The sequence below is a fragment of the Sphingobacterium lactis genome, from assembly GCF_051951495.1.
GTDB classification, from domain to species: domain Bacteria; phylum Bacteroidota; class Bacteroidia; order Sphingobacteriales; family Sphingobacteriaceae; genus Sphingobacterium; species Sphingobacterium lactis_A.
The window spans coordinates 242,601-258,180 of record NZ_JBNHAS010000004.1; the positions used below are offsets into that span (position 1 = coordinate 242,601).

A 15,580-nucleotide genomic window follows, 5' to 3' on the forward strand; every position below is an offset into this window, starting at 1 on the left:
AAATTAACCTGAAAATTAAAAAAGAAATAGAGTGGAGGGAGATGAAATTAAAAACCCTATCCGATTTTGGATAGGGTTCTCTTTTATTTTAATTTGTTTTAAGGTTTTGCAGTTCTTCGTTTGCCTTGATTGTCTCTGGCCTGTGATATTTGTGAATGATTAAGCGAATACCGGAGTTCTTCGTCAGGAATTTAATGCTCCAGTTTACAAAAGTTACCACTCGGTTTCTAAATCCAAATATGGAAACCAAATGCACAAACATCCAGGTTGCCCATGCTAGAAATCCTTTCATATGAAAACTACCCATATCTACTACCGCACGATTTCTTCCAACGGTAGCCATAGATCCTTTATCAAAGTATTTGAAATCTGCAGTTTCCTGCTTGTTCAATATATTCATGATATGCTGAGCCACATATTTTCCTTGCTGCTGCGCTACTGGAGCGACGCCAGGTAAGCCACGTGGGTTATCTTCCGATATCATTGCTGAAACATCTCCAATGGCATACACATCTTTTAATCCCTCTACTCGACATTGTTGATCGATACGGATACGGTTTCCACGCTCGATAATCGCTGGGTCAATACCTTCAGGCATTTGCCCCATAACTCCTGCTCCCCATAACAAAGTTTTTGAAGGGATTTGCTCTCCGGAGGAAAGTGTTACAGTATTACCATCATAACCGGTTACTACTGTGTTTAAAGTAACTTTAACACCAAGCTCATTTAAATATCGTTCGGCATCTCGGGACGACTTCTCAGATAATGCACCTAAGATTTTACCAGTACCTTCTACCAAATACACTTTCATGTCGTAAGTAGAGAGCTCAGGATAATCTTTCTTAAGCATATGTTGTTGATACTCCGCAATCGCTCCAGAAAGTTCAACTCCTGTTGGACCTCCTCCTACAACAACGAAATTCAAATACCGCTGGCGATCTTCTGAATTCTTACGTAATACCGCTTCTTCTAAATTCTGAATCATGTAAGAACGAATATTCAATGCCTCAACGATATTCTTCATGGGTAAGGAATATTTTTCTACTTCTTTATTTCCGAAGAAATTACTTGTTGCACCTGTTGCTACCACTAAATAATCATAGTCGTAGTCAGCTACCGAAGTGTGTACAATTTTCTGCTCCGCGTCAATGCGTAACACTTCAGCCAAACGGAAACGGAAATTATCTTGATTCTTGAACATCTTACGTAGAGGAAAAGATATGGAATCTGATGCCAACGTACCTGTAGCTACTTGGTACATCAATGGCTGAAAAGTGTGGTAATTATTTCGATCAATTAATAAAACCTCAACTTCTTTATTCTTTAAGCGGCGTGCTAATTCAACACCACCAAAGCCTGCACCTATCACGATTACTCTTGGGAAATTTCTCTCAGAACGATTTAGTAACATAATACTTTTCTCTTTGTAAGAATTTTAAAATAAGGCACAAATATCTGACATTTTCCTGCATTATTTAGTAAATAATTGCATTAAATTTAGATTAAGAGCCCTTTTCTTAAGTGAACAATCTGCTATCTTCTTTGTTCTCAGCAGGTTAATTCTACCTTGCTAAGTGTTAAAAGTACACTATATTTTCTTCTATTGTAAACTGCCTTTTATTTTAACAAATAAGCCTTCGTTTTGAGGTCCTAATCGTAACTGACAGGCTAGTCGACTGTTAGCATCCGCATCGGGTAAAGTATCGAGCATATCCAACTCTTGATCTTCGGCCTCATGTAGTTCTTCCATTCCTGCCAAAACCTCCACATGACAGGTCGCACAAAGGGCCATTCCGCCACAAGTGGCTAATATATCGTACTCCGAAGCCTTCAGTATTTCCATCAAGCTCAAATTGATATCCGTAGGCACTTCAACTTCCTGAATACTGCCATCTCGATCTTCTACTTTTATGGTTATAATATCTTCCATAGCTTAAAATGCATTAATCCCATTTACGGTGGTGTATTTAAAACTTAATTTCTGATCCGGATAAACATATTTAAAGGCGCTTTGTGCCATCAATGCAGCCTCATGGTAACCACATAAAATCAATTTTAACTTACCTGGATAGGTATTGATATCCCCAATGGCATAAATACGTTCAATATTGGTCGAATAATCAAATGTGTTAACCTCAATGGCATTCTTATCGATTGTTAATCCCCAATCGGCAATAGGACCTAATTTTGGGCTTAATCCATACAATGGGATAAAGTGATCTGTATTGACCTGAACTTCTTCCTTGTTTTTATTGCTTAAGGAAATACTTTCCAAGTGTCCATTTCCATTTAAGGCATGTAAATTATGCGAGAGAAGGAGGTTAATCTTACCTTCCTGTGCAAGATGATATACTTTTTCTGCAGAATCTGGAGCACCACGGAAGCTATCGCTTCGATGTACTAAGGTTACTTCTTTGGCAACTTCACTTAAAAAGATGGTCCAGTCCAAAGCGGAGTCTCCTCCTCCTGCGATCACTATACGTTGATCACGGAAATTCTCCGGATTTTTAACCATGTAGTGAACTTGCTTTCCCTCATAATTCGCTAAGTTCTGTATCTCTGGTTTTCTAGGTTCAAAACAACCCAAACCTCCAGCAATAACAACCACTTGACAGTGAATCTGGGTGCCTTCAGACCCAACTACGATGTAACTACCGTCTTCTTGCTTCTCCAAGCCATCCACACGTTCCCCTAAGCTAAAGGTTGGCTTAAAGGGCTCAATTTGTTTTAATTGATTGTCAATAAGCTCCTGAGCCGTTATGCTCGGATATCCTGGGATATCGTAAATTGGTTTATGTGGATAGATTTCGGATAGTTGTCCTCCGATTTGGGGTAGGGCATCAATTAAATGACAGCGCATTTTTAATAATCCGGTTTCAAAAACAGCAAAGAGACCGACAGGTCCAGCTCCGATAATGCAAATATCTGTTGTTATCATAGCTATATAGTATCTAAGTTTGAATAGATTTGATTTAATATTCTTGTAAAATGTTGGAAATCCTCATCAGAGAGATTCTCCCATGCCTTCATACGAAATTCCTTAACCATAGGCGCCAAATTCTTGACTTGTTGTTCACCACTCTCCGTCAATTGAATATGTAAGCTGCGACGATCTGTTGGATTCTCCACCCGTTGTGCCAAACCCTTTTTCAGCAATAAATCTATTATTCTAGTCATCGTAGGTTGATCCTTTCCGCAGTTCTCCGCAAGCTCCTTATGCGTTAAATCCTTCTGCTCATAAAGGGTCTTCAATACCGACCATTGATCAACCGTCAAATCAATCCCATTACTAGAAAATGATGACTGCGCATATTGCTTTACCTTTCGGGCCGTACGGTCCAAAATGAAGGAATATTGATTGAATTGTTCTTTTAGCATAACAACTATTAGTATGACAAGTAAATATACACAATGTTTAGATGTTATAACGAATTTCTGAATAAAAATGACGGTATAATTACCTATAAGATACCTAATCAGTTTGTTAACTTAATGCTGTTGTAAAAGAGTAACTTAGGTAAATGAATGCTACATATTTACTGCTAATAAATAAGCATTAAAAAAAGGCGTTCCTCTCGAAACGCCTTTTTGTATTTTTTTCAAATGAATTAATAAATCCATTTAAAGTTATATTGTTTTTCAGGGATCTTCATACGATCGGCTAATCGTAATAGACGGTCTGGAAGTTTCATTAAATAATCACGTGCTTTTTCACCTTTTTCATTTAATCCAGAGATTTGATCTATTTTCCATTCTTTGATCAGTTCTTTAAGGATGTCTACATAGTCAATAGCAGTATAAACCTCTAAACGTTGTGCAGCATCAGAGAAGTGTGCAAAGGCATCGCCTTGTGGCTCACCAGATTCTCTTAAGAATTGTGCAGGCATCACGATTTTTTTCTTCATCATGTCTTCAAATGCCAACATCACCTCACTAGGATCGACTACAAAGGCTTGAGAAATAAAGGACATATAAGCTTTAGCATGTCTTGCTTCATCTGAGGCAATCACACCACACATTTTTGCTAATAATTTATCTCCTGATTTCTTTGATAGAGCAGCAACTCTTCTATGCGAAACATTGGTTGCTAATTCTTGAAAGGAGGTGTAAACAAAATTTCTGTATGGATCTGCTCCAGTACCAATATCAAAACCATCTTTGATCAGATACTGTAAGGAGATTTCGAATTGACGCATATCAATTCTTCCAGAAAGGTAAAGGTATTTATTCAGCAAATCACCATGGCGGTTTTCTTCTGCAGTCCAGGCTCTAACCCAACGCATCCATCCACCTTGCTCATTCTTATCTACATCATCAACCATGGTCAACCATGATTCATAAGTAGGGAGTGCTTCCTCAGTTACTGTATCACCAATTAATACCGCTACTAAATCGTAAGGTAATTCTTTTGCACTTTCCTGTAAATCCCGAATTTCTTCGAAAAAAGTGTCTCTTGATGCATCTGGAAGAAAGTCAGCTGGTTGCCACATCTCTTCCACAGGTTTTAAGTATTCGGACATTTCATTTAACATGAATGGTTCCAAATAGGCCATCACCTCTTTTCTAGAGCCTTCTGGGATATTTAAAGGTTGTTCTTGCATAATTAAACAAAGATAATTAAAGTATATTTAATATAGGTTTAAATTTTAGGATTTACCTTTCCCAAATAGGAGATTATTTTGCATTTTCTCTCTTTTCCAGCATTCATGGTCATTTTAACATCACAATGGCTGCAATAATTCCCCTGAATTAACGCAAGGATAGCTCGATTGTTTTTATTATATATTAACTTTGTAGAACTTTTATCAAAACAACGAAAATTGAACAACTTAGATATACAAGCAATCCGTCAATCCTTTCCGATCTTAAAGCGTGAGGTGAATGGAAAGCCGATCATCTACTTAGATAACGGTGCTACAACCCAAAAACCACAAGCTGTTATTGATGCTATTGTAGCCTATTATACCGACATGAACAGTAATGTTCACCGCGGTGTACACTACTTGAGTCAGATTTCTACAGATGCCTTTGAGGTAACACGCCGAAAAGTACAAGAGTTTATTCATGCTGCTCATGATTATGAGGTGATCATCACGAAAGGCACTACCGATAGCATTAACTTGGTAGCTACTTGTTATGGTGAGGCTTTTGTGAACGAAGGTGATGAAATCATTATCTCCGCAATGGAGCATCATAGCAATATTGTGCCTTGGCAAATGCTTTGTGAACAGAAAAAAGCCGTGTTGAAAGTTATCCCTATGAATGAAGCCGGTGAACTGGATATGCAAGCTTACCAAGCATTATTGAGTTCCAAGACCAAAATGGTGGCCGTGAATTATGTTTCTAATGCTTTAGGAACGATCAATCCCATCAAGGAAATCATTGAACTGGCACATCAGCAAGGTGCAGCAGTCTTAATCGATGCAGCCCAAGCTGTGCAACACATTAAAATTGATGTACAAGAATTAGATGTGGATTTCTTGGTTTTCTCTGGCCATAAAATGTACGGACCTACAGGAGTAGGCGTGCTGTATGGTAAAGAAAGCTGGTTAAACAAAATGCCTCCTTACCAAGGTGGAGGGGATATGATCAAGGATGTAACATTTGAGAAGACAACCTACAACGAGCTTCCTTTTAAATTTGAAGCCGGAACTCCAAATATTGAAGCGGGTATAACCCTAAATTCTGCCATTGATTTTATAAACGAATTAGGCATTGAAAACATCAAAGCTTATGAGGATGAATTGTTGGCTTATGCTACCGAGAAACTTCAAGAAGTTGATGGCCTTCGTATGATTGGTACTGCAAAAGAAAAATCTTCCGTGCTATCCTTTGTGGTCGATGGTACTCATCCTTACGATATCGGTGTCATCCTGGATAAATTGGGTATTGCTGTTCGGACAGGACACCATTGTGCTCAACCGATTATGGAGCAGTTTGAAATTCCAGGTACGGTACGGGCATCTTTAGCGGTCTACAATACCAAGGAAGAAATCGATGCGCTGGTAGCAGGAGTGAAGCGTGCAGTGGCCATGCTGGTCTAATAATTACAAAAGAACTTATGACAATAAACGAAATACAAGACGAGTTAATCGATGATTTTGCTTTCTATAATGATTGGATGGAAAAATATGAGTACATCATTCAGTTAGGAAAAGAATTGCCCTTGATTGAGGAGTCTAATAAACAAGATCAATACATCATTAAAGGCTGCCAATCCAAAGTATGGTTGTATCCCGAAATGAAAGATGGTAAATTAGAATTTACTGCCGATAGCGATGCAGTCATTACAAAGGGATTAGTGAGCTTAATGGTGAAGGTCCTTTCGGGACATACACCAAAAGAAATTGCCGATGCAGAACTTTACTTCATCGAACAAATTGGATTAAAGGAGCACCTTTCCCCAACGCGTGCAAATGGATTATTGGCAATGGTCAAACAGATGAAACTTTATGCTTTAGCGCTACAAGCTAAAGGCAATTAACATAAGAAAAGCTACTTTTTAAGTAGCTTTTTTTTATAGTCGTTTCACTGAAATAACCCTTAAACCTTAATAAAATTAGAGGCTATTTTCCGATCAAAAAAGATCTCCGCTTTATTGTTAAAATCCAATGGGTCATCCGTCGTAAAGAATTGTAGACTTCCAGTTTGACTACATTGGCTCTCCACTTCCGGGTGTCTTTTTAAATAGTCAATAAGGCTTGCTGCAACGATTTCTCCTTGCGAGATGATGTTGATCCCCTTTGGGGTATATTTTTCGATTAGAGGCAATAATAAAGGGTAATGTGTGCAAGCCAAGAGGATAGTGTCCATATCCGGTGACTTTGCTAAAAGCTCCTTGATGTCTTGTTCTACAAAGAAGTTCGCTCCTTCACTGCTTAATTCATTGTTTTCCACCAGAGGTACCCAAAATGGACATGCATGTTGAAAGACTTCCATCTGCGGGTGGAACTTGTTGATTTCAATTACATAGGACTCCGAATTAACCGTCCCTGGAGTAGCTAATATCCCCACTTTATTGGTTTTACTAAACTTATCTACGACCTCAGCAGTCGGGCGGATAACACCCAATACCTTCTTGCCTTCTGGTAGGTCATGCTGCTGAATACTGCGCAAGGCTTTTGCAGAAGCGGTATTGCAGGCCAGGATCACCAAATTACAACCCAGGTCAAAAAGTTTGAATACACATTGTTTGGTGAACTCATACACCGTTTCAAAGGAACGGGTGCCATAAGGTACACGGGCATTATCCCCTAAATAGATGTAATCATATTGGGGTAGTTGTTTATAGATTTCCTTGAAAACGGTTAGACCTCCATATCCGGAATCAAATATTCCAATTGGGCCTGCAGGGTATGTTGTCGACATTGTAAATAAAAATAGCACTAAGAGGATTCCCCTTAGTGCTGAACATGCAAATTGGGAAATCCTTTATTTAAGCAAAGATGGTTTTTCTTTGTAAATTTTCCATAATAGTTCGCCAAATAATGTATTGGTCCATGCAAACCAATGGCGCGTAAATTTTTTCGGATCGTCTTTGTGGAACGATTCATGCATAAAACCTGTGTCTCCATGTGTTCTTTTCAACGTTTGTACACATTCGCGAATTTCTTCATCATTGGTAGAAGTCATAGCACGCATAATAATGGACATCGGCCAAATCATGTCACGACCGATATGTGGACCACCAATTCCTTCCGCAAATTTCCCTTTGAAAAAGAATGGGTTCTTGTCCGATAATATGTAGTTTCTGGTGCGCTGGTAAACTTCATCATTTACATCCACAGCACCTAAGTATGGCAAAGCCAATAAACTAGGTACATTGGCATCATCCATCATTAGGTAACTGCCAAAGCCATCAACCTCAAACGCATAAACTCGTCCATGCGTAGGGTGATCTACAATACCATATTGTTTCACTGCAGCCTCTACCTCATTTGCCAAAGCTTCCATCTTGCCAGCTAATTCTGTGTTGTTTTTTACTTTTCTTAAGATCTCCGCTGACTGTCTTAAACTGGTTACTGCAAAAAGATTTGATGGTATTAAGAAAGGAAATACACTACTGTCATCCGAAGGACGGAAACTCGAAACGATCAGTCCAACAGGCTTTACAGGATAACCATAGCCATCTACCTGTAAGGTATCCGAACCTCTCGAGGTGGTACGGCTAAATTGGTAAGGTCCTAAGCTATCTTTACGTTGCTGCTCGATAAAAGTCTTTAAGGTATTTTCTTGTGCCTTTACCCATACATCATCAAATGGTGTTTTATCATTGGTTTCTTTCCAATAATGATAAGCCAAACGAATCGGATAACATAATGAATCAATTTCCCATTTGCGCTCATGGATTCCGGGCTTCATCGCCGTATGGTCAGAAAACCATTCCCCTTTTTTTGTTGGGTCATTGTAAAAGGCATTTGCGTATGGATCAATATTGATACATTCCGATTGTTTGTTAATCAATCCCAAGATCAGATCCTTTAACTTCGGATCTTTTTTCATAATAGGTAAGTAAGGCCATACCTGAGCACTACTGTCCCTAAGCCACATGGCGTCTATATCCCCTGTAATTACATAGGTCAGCTTACGATTTCCTTTTGTTTCGTCATAAATGGTCGTATCTAAGGTATTCGGCAAACAGTTGTTGAATAACCAACCTAATTCTTTATCGGCCACATTCTTTTGAAATTCTTTGATCATATCCTCAACAGCCTTGCTGTTGAAATGACGGTCTTTTAAAGGGACACGTACCGTAGGAAATTCCGTCTGGAAGTCAGCAAATGATAATTTACTGGCAAACATACCGGCACCTAAAAGGGCTGAATTCTGTAAAAAAGTTCTTCGCTTCATATGGTTCTTTATGGGTTATTTATCGATTTATTGTCCCAATATACAAATTGTATAGCAAATATTATAGCAAGAATAAACGTTTTAGCTACTTATTTAACTAAAAATGATATTGCCCGTCGGAATAAACGTACCTTTGAGAACTTTTAGGAATAGAATTTGATAGTATAGCCCAAATAACTCGATTAATTTATTTATGAAGCAGACCGTATCCTATGTAATAGGCGGATTACTGACCCTCGGGTACCTCAGTCCATTACATGCACAAGTCAAGAATCAACCGTACTCTTATCAACATTATCAAAAATACGATGAGGAATTATACTCGACGGAAACCCGTTATCATACTTCTTCTAAACCGTATCTGTTTAAGGGACGCTTGTTGGAAAAAATGGATTCTATACAATCCTTAAATCCAACTTCTTCAGACAATTGGTTCATGCGAAAAATCTTCAATGAACATTTGGTTCAGGTAGAAAAAGAAGATCATAGTTTTTATCTAGATGTCTTACCCGACTTTTTGATAGGGAAGGAGTTAATCAATGAGGATAAACGTTCGACTTGGTTGAATACTCGTGGTGTACAGGCAGGTGTGACCATCAAAGATAAATTTACATTCTACGGTAATTTCTTTGAAAACCAAGCTGTATTCCCACATTATATTGATGAGTATGTGCAGCGATCCATGGTTGTTCCAGGACAGGCTGCCTCTAAGAATCATATGAACAGGGAAAAGGATTGGATGTATGCTACGGCCAATGCAACCTATGATTTTTCCGATTACTTGCAAACAACATTAGCATACGATAAAAACTTTATTGGAGACGGTTATCGTTCGGTATTGCTTTCTGATTTTTCTTCCAATTATGCGCACTTAAAGGTGACTGGTAAAGTTGGTAATGTACAGTACACATCCATTTGGGCCTACATGAACGATCCTCGCAACCCACGTACGGACTCACTGAATTCGGGTGGTCGCTATGGTGATGGAATTAAATGGGGAGCATTTCAATATTTGGATTATAACGCCACAAATAGATTATCCATTGGTTTCTTCCAAGCGGTAACTTGGGCTAATAAAACTCAAGCTGGAAAGCGTGGTTTTGATTTTAATTATTTGAATCCGGTAATGTTCTTGCGTGCTGTAGAAAATGCGAATCGTACTTCTCCAGACAAGATGTTCCTAGGTTTAAATGCTAAATATAAAGTCCTAAAGAACGCTACTGTTTATGGTCAGTTTTTGTTAGGGGAGTTTACAGCAAAGGAATTCTTCTCGAACAAAGGATATTTACATAACAAATGGGGCGCACAGCTAGGAGCAAAAGCATTCAACATATTTGGTGTGCAGAATTTAAACATTCTGGGTGAATACAACCTTGTACGTCCTTATACCTATCAGCATTTTGTGTCTATCTCCAATTACTCCAATCGCGGGGAACCTTTGGCGCATCCTAGAGGTGCCAATTTCCGTGAATTAGTTGGTTTGGCGAATTATTCCTGGAACCGCTTTGATTTCTCCGTGCAAGGTCTTTACAGCAAATTCGGTACAGACCCTAGCGATGGCATAGGTGGATATGTTAATTACGGAGGTGATATCTTCCAATCATACGATACTGCTCCGAATGTATATGGAAATAAAATTGGGCAAGGCGTGAAGAATGAATTATTCTTTGCGGACTTTAAAGCTGCCTATGTCTTAAACCCGAAATATAATTTACGAGTAGAATTGGGTTATACCCAACGCTATAATAGAATTGAAGGAAACCCAACACAAAAATCCGGTGTGATTAACTTCGGATTACGTTCTAGTTTCCGCAATTTCTATGGAGATATGTAGGATAATGCTATCTTTAGAGCCTAATACAAACTGATGAAAAAGATATTAATCCTCAATGGTCCGAATTTAAATCTCTTAGGGGTAAGAGAAAAAGGTATCTACGGTGATCAATCTTTCGAAACTTACTTTGAAGAGTTGAAGTCCCAATTTCCAAATTTGGAGCTTAGCTATTTCCAGAGCAATTCAGAAGGATCATTAATCGACAAACTGCATGAGGTTGGTTTTTCTTGGGATGGAATTGTATTTAACGCAGGTGCTTATACCCATACTTCGGTCGCATTAGGAGATGCCATAGCAGCCATTAATACACCGGTTGTGGAAGTGCATATCTCCAATGTTCACCAAAGAGAAGCATTTAGACATCATTCCTATCTGTCCAAAAACTGTAAAGGAATCATCGTTGGTTTTGGATTAGATGGCTATCGCTTGGCGATAGACAGTTTTACGAAGTAACAACAATTAAATATATAAAAAAGGCTTGGAACATGTTCCAAGCCTTTTCTTTTTGCTTTTATGATTGGATTAAGCAATCTGTTGTTTTTTACAACAGATAATACACCATGTTTATCTTCATCATTGTTGATTGGAAAATGCTTTGAATAATTTATTTTAATTGTATCTACAGCATTATCAACTTTTTTGAAATACACAGTATGTATTATATTTTTCCCCATTGCTAATTGTGGATATGGAAGAGATGTGTTTAGTGTTGTTATGTAGCCTTCTGAAGTGTAACCTGATTATTAAAAGCTAAATGTAAAAAACAAAATATCACTATATAGAACTTATTTTACCATAAAAACAAATAGAACCGCCTTGTGATTGTTTTTAACAAAATTTTAATAAAATTAAGTTTTAATGTAATTTTTTTTGTTGTATACTTACTTAACACTAATTATTCATTTATGAACATTCACACCAAAAATTGGGCTTTTCCAGTCTTATTTATTCTAGGAATTTTGATAATGATTTTAAATTCTTGTAAAGTAAAGGATAAAGCCTATCGATTTGAATCCCCTGAAGCTGAAAGGAAAAGACATAAGGCTATGGTCGATAGTATTACAAATTCACACCCTGCTGCTGTAGACGTCAAAGGAGGAGTTGCAATAAGGACATTCAGGGATGGCTCCAAGGACACTATTTCTTTAGAAGAAGATGAATACGGTAATTCAAAGGTTGATTTGTTTAAACCAAAAACAAAAAATTAATACAAATTCCTAAATAAACAAATTTACTAACCATTAAATTAGGAGGTGCCGGCATTTTTTTCTTAGCCACGCAATACTTCACCAAAGAGCTATTTGCATCATCTATAAAAGGAATACAACGGTCGACTAAACATGAACATCTTTTGGCTTTATGTGGAAACACAGATACCGGAATTCTTCATATCATCGAAGCTTCCGTTCATGACTCAAAGACTATGAAAGAAATCCTTCACGAATCAGTTTCGTACGACCAAATTTATTTAATTTTTCAAATGTCCTGATTTTAATGGGACACTAATGGGAGCTAATATATTTTTCAGCTAAAAAATAATTATGTCTAAGACAAGATTAATAGCGCATTAAAAATCGGTATTCGTCTTGACAAATCGTCGTACAAAGCCATGCAGCAGAAGTGATGCAACCGCACCAGCACACATGACCGATAACATGGGCCAAGCAGTCTCATTGTGCAAAAGGCTGACCACTGCAGATGCCAAAGCACCGATGGCCATTTGAATACAACCCAATAGGGCAGATGCACTTCCGGCTAATGCCTTAAATGGTGATAAGGCAATGGCTGATGTATTGGGAAAGATGAATCCATAACCAAATAGAAACATAAAAATCAAAATCAATAATATGGGGAAACTTAGCATATCCAATGCGATAGCCAGTATCATCAATATTCCTACAGCAGCCTGCCAGATATTGGCAATCCTAGATATCTGAGCCGATGACCAACGCTTTAGAAACCATCGGTTTAATTGGGTGGCTATAATCATCGCTGATGCCACAAACGCAAAGGCTAATCCATATTCCGATTTACTTAAGCCAAAAATGGATTGCATGATATAGGATGAACCCGCTAGGTAGGCATAAGTACCTGCTGAAGAAATTGAGCCTATTAAACAATAGGATATAAAGGTCCTGTTGGAAAGTACCTCCCAGAAATTCTTTAAGATGGAACTTGGTGCTAATGAAAGATCTTTATTGCCCGCATAACTTTCCGGTAGAAAGAATTTAGTTCCAACCAATATTAGGGCTGCTAGAATGGTCAAGAAAATAAAGATGAAATGCCAATCGAGATGCTGCAACATAAACGCACCAATACTTGGTGCTAATATAGGCGATACTCCAATCACCAACATCAATAAACTGAATACTCGGGCAGCTTCGCGGCTGGAGTAATAATCCGTCACCATCGCTCTAGCGCCTACCATACCACCACAACTACCTAATGCTTGTAAGAATCGTAATAGAATCAAGTGGTTGATATCGCGGGTGAATGCACATAAAATGGAGGCTACCACATATATAGCTAATCCAATCAATAAGGGCTTCTTACGGCCATATTTGTCCAGCAATGGGCCATAAATAATCTGTCCAAAGGCTATCCCAACGAAAAATGACGTAAGGGATAATTGTACATTTTCAACTTGTGTATTAAAATCATGGGCAATCGTGTCAAATGCTGGTAGGTAAAGGTCAATCGAAAAGGGACCTATTGCAGATAATAGGCCGAGAATAAGTAAGGTGAGTTTAGTGTTTGATTTTGTAATGGACATAGTAGCATGTATGAAAAAAGCCCTGCCATAAGGCAGGGCGAATATTATTTTTTCTGTGGGGTTTCACTTGGCTTTCTAAATAGCAGAAAGACACCCACTAGAATAAATGGAATACTTAAAAGTTGTCCCATATTCAATAGCATACCTTCTTCAAATGCTACTTGATCAATTTTTACAAATTCAATCAAGAATCGCGCACTGAATGCAAGGATTAAGAAAATACCAAATAGCTTTCCTGGACGTGGATTGGAATTCTTATTGTAGATCACCCATAATATAATGGCAATTAAGGTATAAGCCAATGCTTCATACAATTGTGCCGGGTGACGCGGTATAGTATCCACCACTCCTTGCGTGATAGCACCTTCTTTACTGAAGATCATGGCCCAAGGAAGGTTGGAAGGATTTCCGATCATCTCCGAATTGAAGAAGTTACCAATACGGATAAAGGCACTGGCAATTGGTACTACCAACATTAAGCGGTCTGCAATCCACATGAAGTTCGTCTTCGTATTACGCGAAAACAACCATAGCGCAATCAGGATACCCACTGCTCCACCATGACTTGCCAATCCTGTAAAACCTGTTAAATGCCATTCCCCGTTAATTTGTTGGAAGGGAATGAAGATTTCTAAAAAATGTTTCTTGTAGTACGCCCAGTCATAAAATAAGCAATGCCCTAAACGAGCTCCAGCTAAGGTGCCTACAAAAATATAAATAGTAAGTTTGTCTAAGAGTTCCTGTGATTTTCCCTCGCGTTTAAACACCTTTAACATAAAGTAGTAGGAAGCAACGAAAGCTAACAACCAACATAAAGAGTAATAGCGGATTCCGAAGGAGCCAATCTTGAATATTTCGGGTTCAGGGTCCCAGGTAATAAAACTTAAAAAATCGATCATACGGTAATATTAAGGTTCGTAAAGATAAGGTTTCGGTTTTTATTTTTGCGAAAATTCAAGAAATACTTATTTTGTGCCGAATAAACAAAGGCTATGGCTAAAAAATCAAATATCGTACAAGAACCAGCACGTGTAGTCAACACCGAGTCGCTGAAATTCTTTGAAAAATATATCAATAACCCCTCTCCAACAGGTTTTGAATGGGCTGGACAACGCATGTGGTTGGATTACCTTAAACCTTATGTGGATGAAACTTACATTGATAATTATGGGACTGCAGTAGGGATCATCAATCCTAAAGCTACTTACAAGGTAGTTATTGAAGCACATGCCGATGAAATCTCCTGGTTTGTGAATTACATTTCTAAGGATGGTCTTATCTATGTGATTCGTAATGGTGGCTCTGACCATCAAATTGCTCCTTCTAAACGAGTGAACATCCATACGGATAAAGGAATTGTAAAGGCCGTTTTCGGTTGGCCAGCAATCCATACACGCTCCGGAGAAAAAGAAGAAGCGCCTACTTTAAAAAACATCTTCCTGGATTGCGGTTGTACTTCAAAAGAGGAAGTGGAAGAATTGGGCATTCATGTAGGCTGTGTCATTACCTATGAGGACGAGTTTATGGTGCTTAACAATCGTTATTACGTGGGCCGTGCTATGGATAACCGTGCAGGAGGCTTTATGATTGCTGAAGTAGCTCGTTTACTTAAGGAAAATAAAAAGAAACTGCCATTTGGTTTGTACATCGTAAACTCCGTGCAGGAAGAAATTGGTCTTCGTGGGGCTGAAATGATTGCACAATACATTAAACCAAATGTAGCGATCGTGACGGATGTTACGCATGATACCAATACGCCAATGATCAATAAGATTACCCAAGGGGATTTGACCTGTGGGAAAGGCCCTGTTGTATCTTATGCCCCTGCGGTACAGATTAATTTGAATAGACAACTGATTGAGGTTGCTCAAAAGAATAACATCCCGATTCAAAGGCAAGCAAACTCCAGGTTCACCGGAACAGATACGGATGCATTTGCTTACTCGAATGGAGGTGTGCCTTCCGCTTTGATCTCTCTACCGCTTCGTTATATGCATACGACTGTGGAGATGATCCATATGGATGATGTGGATAATGTCATCCGATTAATCTACGAAATGGTGCTTTCCATTCAGAAAGACCAGGATTTCAGAACGTTTAGTAAATAATAACAATCATACAGA

Annotated in this window: 15 protein-coding genes; 6 read left to right on the forward strand and 9 right to left on the reverse strand. The window is 38.4% G+C overall.

Features of this window, described 5'->3' with window-relative positions; translation table 11 throughout:
• Positions 1–88: 88 nt before the first annotated feature.
• The 5 genes from ACP6L2_RS15165 to ACP6L2_RS15185 all read right to left on the reverse strand — a co-directional run bounded on the left by ACP6L2_RS15165 (position 89) and on the right by ACP6L2_RS15185 (position 4,601).
• A complete protein-coding gene (locus ACP6L2_RS15165; RefSeq protein WP_440510156.1) occupies positions 89–1,411 on the reverse strand; it encodes an NAD(P)/FAD-dependent oxidoreductase in 1,323 nt (440 codons plus the stop codon).
• 189 nt (positions 1,412–1,600) lie between these two features.
• On the reverse strand, positions 1,601–1,930 hold the full coding sequence (locus ACP6L2_RS15170; protein ID WP_344673671.1) for a 2Fe-2S iron-sulfur cluster-binding protein: 330 nt from the start codon (positions 1,928–1,930) through the stop codon (positions 1,601–1,603).
• Positions 1,931–1,933: 3 nt separating this feature from the next.
• Positions 1,934–2,938, reverse strand: a complete 1,005-nt coding sequence (locus ACP6L2_RS15175) for an NAD(P)/FAD-dependent oxidoreductase (protein WP_344673672.1) — start codon at positions 2,936–2,938, stop codon at positions 1,934–1,936.
• 2 nt (positions 2,939–2,940) lie between these two features.
• Complete coding sequence (locus ACP6L2_RS15180) at positions 2,941–3,378, reverse strand: MarR family winged helix-turn-helix transcriptional regulator (RefSeq protein ID WP_344673673.1); 438 nt, start codon at positions 3,376–3,378, stop codon at positions 2,941–2,943.
• Positions 3,379–3,608: 230 nt separating this feature from the next.
• Entirely contained in the window at positions 3,609–4,601 is a 993-nt protein-coding gene (locus tag ACP6L2_RS15185; RefSeq protein WP_344673674.1) for an acyl-ACP desaturase, read from the reverse strand.
• A 219-nt stretch (positions 4,602–4,820) separates the two neighbouring features.
• Between ACP6L2_RS15185 and ACP6L2_RS15190 the strand changes: the two genes are divergently transcribed.
• Both ACP6L2_RS15190 and ACP6L2_RS15195 read left to right on the forward strand, forming a co-directional pair.
• On the forward strand, positions 4,821–6,044 hold the full coding sequence (locus ACP6L2_RS15190) for a SufS family cysteine desulfurase (protein ID WP_440510157.1): 1,224 nt from the start codon (positions 4,821–4,823) through the stop codon (positions 6,042–6,044).
• Between the two features lie 17 nt (positions 6,045–6,061).
• The gene (locus ACP6L2_RS15195) at positions 6,062–6,484 is read left to right on the forward strand and encodes a SufE family protein (protein ID WP_344673676.1); all 423 of its coding nucleotides are present in this window, start codon (positions 6,062–6,064) and stop codon (positions 6,482–6,484) included.
• 59 nt (positions 6,485–6,543) lie between these two features.
• Here ACP6L2_RS15195 and murI read toward each other — a convergent pair whose 3' ends face one another.
• Together murI and ACP6L2_RS15205 are read right to left on the reverse strand one after the other, a co-directional pair.
• Positions 6,544–7,368: a glutamate racemase gene (murI, locus tag ACP6L2_RS15200; RefSeq protein WP_440510158.1), complete on the reverse strand. Its 825-nt coding sequence runs from the start codon at positions 7,366–7,368 to the stop codon at positions 6,544–6,546.
• A 63-nt stretch (positions 7,369–7,431) separates the two neighbouring features.
• Positions 7,432–8,850, reverse strand: coding sequence for a glycoside hydrolase family 125 protein (locus tag ACP6L2_RS15205; protein WP_440510159.1), 1,419 nt, complete (start codon positions 8,848–8,850; stop codon positions 7,432–7,434).
• A gap of 193 nt (positions 8,851–9,043) precedes the next feature.
• Here ACP6L2_RS15205 and ACP6L2_RS15210 point away from each other — a divergent pair, with 193 nt between their 5' ends.
• The 3 genes from ACP6L2_RS15210 to ACP6L2_RS15220 all read left to right on the forward strand — a co-directional run bounded on the left by ACP6L2_RS15210 (position 9,044) and on the right by ACP6L2_RS15220 (position 11,892).
• On the forward strand, positions 9,044–10,684 hold the full coding sequence (locus ACP6L2_RS15210) for a gliding motility protein RemB (RefSeq protein ID WP_440510160.1): 1,641 nt from the start codon (positions 9,044–9,046) through the stop codon (positions 10,682–10,684).
• 33 nt (positions 10,685–10,717) lie between these two features.
• Entirely contained in the window at positions 10,718–11,137 is a 420-nt protein-coding gene (gene aroQ, locus ACP6L2_RS15215) for a type II 3-dehydroquinate dehydratase (RefSeq protein WP_440510161.1), read from the forward strand.
• A 452-nt stretch (positions 11,138–11,589) separates the two neighbouring features.
• Complete coding sequence (locus ACP6L2_RS15220; protein ID WP_440510162.1) at positions 11,590–11,892, forward strand: hypothetical protein; 303 nt, start codon at positions 11,590–11,592, stop codon at positions 11,890–11,892.
• 359 nt (positions 11,893–12,251) lie between these two features.
• Here ACP6L2_RS15220 and ACP6L2_RS15225 read toward each other — a convergent pair whose 3' ends face one another.
• Together ACP6L2_RS15225 and lgt are read right to left on the reverse strand one after the other, a co-directional pair.
• Entirely contained in the window at positions 12,252–13,457 is a 1,206-nt protein-coding gene (locus tag ACP6L2_RS15225; protein WP_440510163.1) for a multidrug effflux MFS transporter, read from the reverse strand.
• Positions 13,458–13,501: 44 nt separating this feature from the next.
• On the reverse strand, positions 13,502–14,356 hold the full coding sequence (gene lgt, locus ACP6L2_RS15230; RefSeq protein ID WP_440510164.1) for a prolipoprotein diacylglyceryl transferase: 855 nt from the start codon (positions 14,354–14,356) through the stop codon (positions 13,502–13,504).
• Positions 14,357–14,449: 93 nt separating this feature from the next.
• Between lgt and ACP6L2_RS15235 the strand changes: the two genes are divergently transcribed.
• Positions 14,450–15,565: a M42 family metallopeptidase gene (locus ACP6L2_RS15235; RefSeq protein ID WP_440510165.1), complete on the forward strand. Its 1,116-nt coding sequence runs from the start codon at positions 14,450–14,452 to the stop codon at positions 15,563–15,565.
• Positions 15,566–15,580 lie beyond the last annotated feature (15 nt).

Excerpts from the sequence above, each read along its gene's own strand:
- ACP6L2_RS15175 (WP_344673672.1), bottom strand. The coding sequence starts at position 2,938 with ATGATAACAACAGATATTTGCATTATCGGAGCTGGACCTGTCGGTCTC.
- aroQ (WP_440510161.1), top strand. The coding sequence starts at position 10,718 with ATGAAAAAGATATTAATCCTCAATGGTCCGAATTTAAATCTCTTAGGG.
- ACP6L2_RS15165 (WP_440510156.1), bottom strand. The coding sequence starts at position 1,411 with ATGTTACTAAATCGTTCTGAGAGAAATTTCCCAAGAGTAATCGTGATA.
- ACP6L2_RS15195 (WP_344673676.1), top strand. The coding sequence starts at position 6,062 with ATGACAATAAACGAAATACAAGACGAGTTAATCGATGATTTTGCTTTC.
- murI (WP_440510158.1), bottom strand. The coding sequence starts at position 7,368 with ATGTCGACAACATACCCTGCAGGCCCAATTGGAATATTTGATTCCGGA.
- ACP6L2_RS15185 (WP_344673674.1), bottom strand. The coding sequence starts at position 4,601 with ATGCAAGAACAACCTTTAAATATCCCAGAAGGCTCTAGAAAAGAGGTG.
- ACP6L2_RS15220 (WP_440510162.1), top strand. The coding sequence starts at position 11,590 with ATGAACATTCACACCAAAAATTGGGCTTTTCCAGTCTTATTTATTCTA.
- ACP6L2_RS15205 (WP_440510159.1), bottom strand. The coding sequence starts at position 8,850 with ATGAAGCGAAGAACTTTTTTACAGAATTCAGCCCTTTTAGGTGCCGGT.
- ACP6L2_RS15210 (WP_440510160.1), top strand. The coding sequence starts at position 9,044 with ATGAAGCAGACCGTATCCTATGTAATAGGCGGATTACTGACCCTCGGG.
- ACP6L2_RS15235 (WP_440510165.1), top strand. The coding sequence starts at position 14,450 with ATGGCTAAAAAATCAAATATCGTACAAGAACCAGCACGTGTAGTCAAC.
- ACP6L2_RS15225 (WP_440510163.1), bottom strand. The coding sequence starts at position 13,457 with ATGTCCATTACAAAATCAAACACTAAACTCACCTTACTTATTCTCGGC.
- ACP6L2_RS15180 (WP_344673673.1), bottom strand. The coding sequence starts at position 3,378 with ATGCTAAAAGAACAATTCAATCAATATTCCTTCATTTTGGACCGTACG.
- lgt (WP_440510164.1), bottom strand. The coding sequence starts at position 14,356 with ATGATCGATTTTTTAAGTTTTATTACCTGGGACCCTGAACCCGAAATA.
- ACP6L2_RS15170 (WP_344673671.1), bottom strand. The coding sequence starts at position 1,930 with ATGGAAGATATTATAACCATAAAAGTAGAAGATCGAGATGGCAGTATT.